This window comes from Allobacillus sp. SKP2-8 (assembly GCF_007559355.1).
GTDB classification, from domain to species: Bacteria; Bacillota; Bacilli; order Bacillales; family Alkalibacillaceae; genus Allobacillus; species Allobacillus halotolerans.
The window spans coordinates 186961-194386 of sequence record NZ_VMHF01000002.1 but is presented as its reverse complement, the minus strand read 5'-3'; the positions used below and the strand labels follow the sequence as shown (position 1 = coordinate 194386).

5 protein-coding genes and 1 other annotated feature are annotated in these 7426 nt (G+C 38.9%); all 5 genes read left to right on the top strand.

Annotation, left to right across the window (positions count from 1 at the left end; all coding sequences use genetic code 11):
• The first annotated feature begins 837 nt into the window (after nt 1–837).
• The 5 genes from nrdR (at nt 838) to thrS (ending at nt 7108) form a co-directional block, all read left to right on the top strand.
• The gene (gene nrdR / locus FPQ10_RS04235; protein ID WP_144160776.1) at nt 838–1302 is read left to right on the top strand and encodes a transcriptional regulator NrdR; all 465 of its coding nucleotides are present in this window, start codon (nt 838–840) and stop codon (nt 1300–1302) included.
• An 18-nt stretch (nt 1303–1320) separates the two neighbouring features.
• Entirely contained in the window at nt 1321–2691 is a 1371-nt protein-coding gene (locus FPQ10_RS04230) for a replication initiation and membrane attachment family protein (RefSeq protein WP_144160773.1), read from the top strand.
• 37 nt (nt 2692–2728) lie between these two features.
• Nucleotides 2729–3670, top strand: a complete 942-nt coding sequence (gene dnaI / locus FPQ10_RS04225) for a primosomal protein DnaI (protein WP_144160770.1) — start codon at nt 2729–2731, stop codon at nt 3668–3670.
• Nucleotides 3671–3833: 163 nt separating this feature from the next.
• Nucleotides 3834–4649 carry a sporulation protein YtxC gene (gene ytxC, locus FPQ10_RS04220; RefSeq protein WP_144160767.1) on the top strand — a complete coding sequence of 272 codons (816 nt, stop codon included), beginning with the start codon at nt 3834–3836 and terminating at the stop codon, nt 4647–4649.
• 215 nt (nt 4650–4864) lie between these two features.
• Nucleotides 4865–5097 (top strand) — a binding site (T-box leader).
• Between the two features lie 76 nt (nt 5098–5173).
• Nucleotides 5174–7108: a threonine--tRNA ligase gene (gene thrS, locus FPQ10_RS04215; protein ID WP_144160764.1), complete on the top strand. Its 1935-nt coding sequence runs from the start codon at nt 5174–5176 to the stop codon at nt 7106–7108.
• Nucleotides 7109–7426 lie beyond the last annotated feature (318 nt).

Genomic DNA, 7426 nt, shown 5'->3' with positions numbered 1-7426 from the left:
AATGCCGATGAATAACTCAGTCGATACTAGAGCAAAAGAAAATGTTGATATTTAATTAGTAAGTAGATTAGCAAGATAGGAAACCTGAACGATTTAACCATAAATCGTTCAGGTTTTTTTATGGACCTTCTAATCGACGGTAGAGCAGATTCTTTGTTCGCCACCCCTGATTAGAGTACTTCTAATCGAATGTAGAGCATGATTTTTACCTGCCACCCCTGATTAGAGCGCCTCTAATCGATGATAGAGCAGATTCTTTGTTCGCTACCCCTGATTAGAACGCTTCTAATCGAATGTAGAACATAATTTTTGCCGGCTACCCCTGATTAGAGCGCTTCTAATCGAATGTAGAACATAATTTTTGCCGGCTACCCCTGATTAGAGCGCTTCTAATCGAATGTAGAACATAATTTTTGCCGGCTACCCCTGATTAGAGCGCTTCTATCGACGATAGAGCATGATTTTTACCCGCTACCCCTGATTAGAGCGCTTCATAACAGAAGCCGCTACCAAATACCACGTGAATTCGCTACATCCGATTTGAAAAGAAAAGGCCACCTGCATCTAAAGGAGAAAAATCGAAAATCTTCCTAATTCTATTCGTTTCGTTTTATATATACGATTTATTCTTTTTATGACTGAACGATAAGCAATTTTTCCTTATTTGACACGATGTCATTCCTATGGGATAAGTAGTAGAAAGAAAGAGTCGACAGATTTATTGCTTGTTGGCGTTTGCAAGTTCGTCAAGTGTTAAAAAACAACACTAAACTTTAGCAATGCGATTTGTTATAATTAGGAGAATAATAGTAGAAGAAAAAATCGGGGTGGCTATGAATGAAATGCCCAAATTGTGATTATAAAAGTACACGTGTATTGGACTCCCGACCGATTGATGAAGGCAAAACAATTCGTCGGAGAAGAGAATGTGATGAATGTAATTATCGGTTCACCACATTTGAACGCGTTGAAGAAATTCCATTGATCGTTGTAAAAAAAGAAGGTATGCGAGAAGAATTTTCTCGAGAAAAGCTTAAAAGAGGTTTGTTGAAAGCGTGCGAGAAAAGACCGGTATCCGTCGAACAAGTCGAAAAAATTGCTTTCGATGTGGAGCGAGAATTACGCAATCAAGGAAATTCTGAAGTGATGAGCAACGATATCGGCGAAATGATCATGGAACGATTGGCGGATGTCGATGAAGTTGCTTATGTGCGTTTCGCATCGGTTTATCGTCAATTTAAAGATATTAATGTTTTTATGAATGAACTGAACGAAATGATACATCGAACAAAGAAAGAGTAGGTATGGAGGTTATATGAAATGACGATGGAACGGATGAAGCATTTACTACCTAATGACCGTATGAAAGTCATGCAGCAAGATGTTTTTTTCACGGATGCTGATTCCGTTTTGACATTATTGTATCAACCTTTAATCGGTAGGGAAGCTGTCGCATTGTTTCAATTTTTGAAGGAAGAAGCGGCGAAACAAGTAGCAGACGCGTCAGTCTCTCACCATTATGTAATGACGATGTTGAATATGGATTTGGATGAATTCTTCGAGGCAAGAAAGAGACTGGAAGCAATTGGACTATTAAAAACGTTTAAAGAGTCATTGAGTTATACGACGTTTTATTATTTATTGCAGCGGCCATTTTCAGCTAAAGGGTTTTTCGCTGATTCTATGTATTCCGTGTTATTGGAACACCAAGTGGGACAAGATGTAGCCAATCAATTGAAGAAAAAATTAATTCAACCGAGAAAATTACCGGATTCCGTACAGCAGCTGACCACATCATTCGATGATGTGTTTACGACTGTTGCGCCAAAAGAAGAAGCGGAAAATCCTCCGATCAAACAAGACAAGCAAGTCGAGGAATCGAGCTTACCGGTGGATTGGTTGAAAAAAATGCTTTCTCAACAGCAGTTACAACCCCAATCGATCTTAACCCAATCGAATTTGATTTTCATGGAGAAAATGATCAAGATCTATGATGTGAATTTCCTAGAGCTTGAAAAAGCGGTTATGTGGGCAGTGACTGAAGCATCAACACTCGATCGGAAAGAGTTTCATGCGATGTGTAAAGATATTTATTACAAAAAACATGGAACCGTCCCGCCAAGATTATATCGACACAACGCTCAGTCCGAAGAAAATCCATTATCCAATCAGCCTAAAAGTACGAACGCTTCCACAAAAAGTGAAAACCTTTCGAAAAAGGATAAACTGATTCATCACTTTGAAACTATTACACATCGACAGCTATTGGAGGATCATTCAAGTTCGGGAGTAGCTTCGATGAAAGAAATCGACATGATCACTGATATGATGGAGACACACGGACTTGCCCAGCCAGTCATGAACGTCTTAGTTGACTATGTGTTAAAAAGAAATCAAAATAAATTATCGAAAAACTATTTAGAGACGATTGCAGCCCATTGGAGTCGTGAAAAAATTGCGACTGCTGAGCAAGCGATGGATATTGCCAAACGAGAACATCATATGTATCAACAGTGGCAACAGAAAAAACAAAAACAGACGAAAAAATCAAATGAAGTTTTACCAAAGTGGTTTAAAGAACAGAAGGAATCGAATAAAAAGCAACAGCCAGTGAAACAAGAAAAGTCAGCGGATGAAATAGAAAAAGACCGCCAAGAGCTAGAACAATTCATAAAAAGTTTTCAAAAATAGCTGAATGAATAATGTCAGATAATAAGGGTGAAAACGGATGGAACCAATCCAAACGGCTTTAAGCCAGTGGTTAAAAGGCAAAGAGAATTATCAAGCATCGATGAGAGAAATGAAATCTAAGATTCTATCATCTCCAGAGATTCAAAACTTCCTTGCTCAACATCCACAAATCACAAATCAACAGATAGAGAAGCAATTGATCAAATTATATGAGTACGATTATCAATCGAAGGCCTGTGAGAATTGTCCTTCACTTGATGGTTGTGTGAATGTTGTACAAGGATATGCGCCAGAGATCTTGGTTGAAAATGAAAAGATCAAACTAATTTATCACGAGTGCCCACGAAAAGAAAAAGCCATTCAACAACAAAAACAGCGCTCGATGGTCAAGAGTCTTCATATGCCAAGAGAAATACATGAAGCATCGTTTGATCAAGTCCACCTACAAGATGACGGTCGGGTGGAAGCATTTAAGAAAGTACAGAAATTTTATCATGAAAGTAAATCATCTTTACCTTCCCGTGGCCTTTATCTATATGGGCAATTTGGGGTCGGTAAGACATATATGTTAGCGGCACTTGCAAATCACTTGGCTGAACAGAAAATCGATACGTATTTCATTTATATGCCTGAATTAGTCCGTGAAATGAAATCTTCCATATCCGATTCAACGATTAATGAAAAAATCGACCGATTTAAAAATGCGACTGTTTTGATTTTAGATGATATTGGAGCTGAATTTTTATCTTCATGGTTCAGAGATGAAATCTTAGGTGCAATCTTGCAATATCGGATGATGGAACGATTACCAGTATTCTTTACGTCGAATTATACACCAGAAGAGCTTGAAACAATGCTATCCCAATCGGGTAGAGGAAAAATGGAACAACTGAAAAGCGCACGGATTATGGAGCGTATTCGTCAAGTGAGTGAACCCGTTGAAATAAACGGAAAAAATTATCGAGATTTTCTAAATTAATGTCCTTTCACATTTTTTTAATCCCTATTTCATACAATGTATTACCTGAGACAATGCGCAAAGACAAGCAAGACAGGAATACAGTCCGACAACCTTAGGCTTTTGTTTGTTAGCACTACGTTTCAAGCATAAGCCTTAGTTTTTCAATGAAAGAGGGATCTATGTGAAAGAGACATCTTTTTTATTTCGTGAATTGAAAGAAGCCAAGCAGTTTTACTTTTTCTTACTCGGTAGACTTCAAACAGACCAACTGACAATGTCTAATCAAACCATCACAATCCGAACCGACTCCCCCGACTCACCAATCGAACTAGTGGAACTCATTTATCCATTTATCTTAGAGCATTACGGAACAAAAATTTCACACTTCATTTTGGAAAAACATTTTTATTTTGAAAAAGAAGAACGTGATCAAATCATTCCTTACATTGTTACACTCAGTGCGACGCCAAAGTTCGTACATAGCCAATTTCAATACTCTTTATACGAACGGTTGGTTCAATTTTTGTACGAAGAATCTGATGAATTGATCTCAGTCGATAAGATGTATCAGCAATTATTCATCCAAGATCATAATTGGGTTGAGCTCGTTGGTTTCGGCATAGAGGAGTGGAAACAAGAATTAATTTATCAAGAAAAGATGTATGAGTTGAGGAGTCAGTTGGATATTTACGCAAGCGTTTATGACAAAGTAATTGTTTTGTTGGACCATCAACAAGAACCGGTCGTGATGGATAAACAAGCAAGGGTAATTGGCGACAATTCTTTGCTGGACGGTAAGTATCGATTTACACAAGAGACGGAAGACATGTTGAAGCATGCCGAGGTATTGCGGAAGTTATTGCTCATTAATCCTGAAAAAATCATTGTATACACAACGAAAAATCAAACCCATAATTTATATGCAATTATGAATGTTTTTCAGGAAAAGGTAGAAATTCGTTCGCTTGAAAATTTTCCGTTTTTACATGTGAAATAGTTCAATCAAAAGGCTATCAATAGGTTTACCTGTTGATAGCTTTTTGATTGAAATTTTGCAAGCGAGTAACAAGTACAGTACAGTAAGAAAACTTCATCCGAAATCTCATCAATTATGCAAAACCAATCTAGGTTACATGCCAGTTATAATCTTTAAATACATTCTTTCTTGCTTTTCGTCAATCTTACCGATATAATACAAACATAAATAATGATCGAACTGCTTTGAGAAGGACATGGATTCATTTGACACAGCTCAAACAGAGAGGAAAGCCTTGGCTGTAAGCTTTCCGGGTATGCCAATGAATCTACCACCTTTGAGCATTCAATGTGAAAACCAATTCGGTGATTAATATTGAACGTTGCATCAGCGTTAACGATGTCTCTTGAGTGCTGTCACGTATGACAGAATCAGGGTGGAACCACGGGTTAAAACGCTCGTCCCTTTTATGTATAGGGATGGGTGTTTTTTTAATGGGAAGCATTCGATCGTTCGTTCGTAATTTCAATAAAGGAGATGATTTCATGGCAGAAATGATTCAAATTACTTTTCCAGATGGCAATCAAAAAGAATTTGAGAAAGGATCCACAACTGAAGATATAGCTTCATCCATCAGCTCAGGATTGAAAAAGCAAGCACTTGCCGGAAAGTTCAATGGACAGATGGTTGATCTTCGTCAGCCGCTTGAAGATAACGGTGAGATTCAAATCATTACGTATAAAGATCCTGAAGGGCTTGAGGTGTTGCGCCATTCAACAGCACACTTAATGGCTCAGGCTATTCGTCGTCTCTACGGTCAAGACGTGAAGTTTGGCGTCGGTCCGGTCATTGAAGATGGTTTCTATTATGACATGGATATGGAAGAATCCATTACACCGGAAGATCTTCCTAAAATTGAAAAAGAAATGAAGAAAATTACGGATGAAGCGCTCGAAGTTCACCGGATTGAAGTGTCTCGAGAAGAAGCAAAAGAGCGTTTCAAGAATGATGAATTGAAACAAGAATTAATTGATGCCATTCCTGAAGGAGAGTCCGTAACGATTTATGAGCAAGGGGAGTTTGCTGACCTTTGTCGTGGCGTTCACGTCCCTCATACAGGGAAGATCAAAGTATTCAAATTGCTTTCGATCTCAGGAGCTTATTGGCGTGGCGACAGCAATAATCAAATGCTCCAACGCGTTTATGGAACGGCGTTTGAAAAGAAAAGCCAATTGGACGAATACTTAAAACAACGCGAAGAAGCAAAAGAACGGGATCACCGTAAGTTAGGAAAAGAGCTGGATATTTTCACGGTTTCTCAAAAAGTTGGCCAAGGCCTTCCGTTATGGTTGCCAAATGGGGCGACGATTCGCCGGATCATTGAGCGGTACATTGTCGACTTGGAAGAACGTTTAGGTTATAACCATGTTTATACGCCAGTACTAGGTAGTGTCGAGCTGTATAAAACGAGTGGTCACTGGGATCATTACCAGGAAGATATGTTCCCTGCAATGGAAATGGACAATGAAGATTTAGTGCTTCGTCCGATGAACTGTCCACACCATATGATGGTTTATAAAAATAACTTGCACAGTTATCGTGACTTACCTGTACGTATTGCAGAACTCGGTACGATGCACCGTCATGAAATGTCCGGTGCACTTGCTGGATTACAGCGGGTTAGAGGAATGACATTGAATGATGCCCATATCTTTGCCCGTCCAGATCAATTGAAAGATGAATTTATGCGGGTCGTTCGTTTGGTGCAAAATGTTTATAAAGACTTCGGTATTGATGATTATTATTTCCGTCTTTCGTACCGTGATCCTGAAGATAAAGAGAAGTACGTTGATAATGATGAAATGTGGAATAGAGCAGAAGCGTTATTAAAAGAAACATTGGAAGAAATGGATCTTGAATACGTTGAAGCGACAGGCGAAGCGGCATTTTACGGTCCGAAATTAGATGTTCAAGTGAAGACTGCGCTCGGAAAAGATGAAACACTATCCACTGTCCAGCTCGACTTCCATTTACCTGAACGATTCGATCTCACGTATATCGGTAAAGACGGTAAAGAGCACCGTCCTGTCGTCATTCACCGTGGTGTTGTTTCAACAATGGAACGCTTTGTAGCTTTCTTGATTGAAGAGTACAAAGGAGCCTTCCCAGTTTGGTTAGCGCCAGAGCAAGTGAGAATCATTCCTGTTTCATTAGAAGCACATATGGATTACACCAAGAAAGTTGAGGAGCAGCTGCAAGAGCAGGGCGTCCGGGTTCAACTGGATGTACGCGATGAAAAACTCGGGTACAAAATTCGAGAAGCACAGACGAAAAAAGTCCCTTATGCATTAGTATTAGGTGACGCGGAAATGTCTGAAGATGCAGTGAATGTGCGTAAATATGGTGAAAAAGATACCGAAACAATTGGGTTGAGTGATTTTATCGATCAAATTAAGAACCAAATCAGTCAAAAAAGTTGAGACTAAATATACGACTTGACAGTTATAGTGATTATGCATATACTAGGTAAGGTGAATTGAATAAGGTCATGAACTGACAAGTAGAAGCACCCGCTTCTCACCTGCTTGACGCTCGCAATGGGTAGTTAACAGGTCCGAACAGAACCAAAACCGTTGAAGAAGACTTGTTTTAAGTCTTCCGTAGAACGAACTGTTAAAATGTGGGTGCCAAGGTGCCCACATTTTTATTTTTATTGAGAGTGGTTGAACTACTTTCAAAGCAAATCACTTGTCGGATAATGCCTTGATTTAAAAAATTATGGAGGTGGCTAACGATTA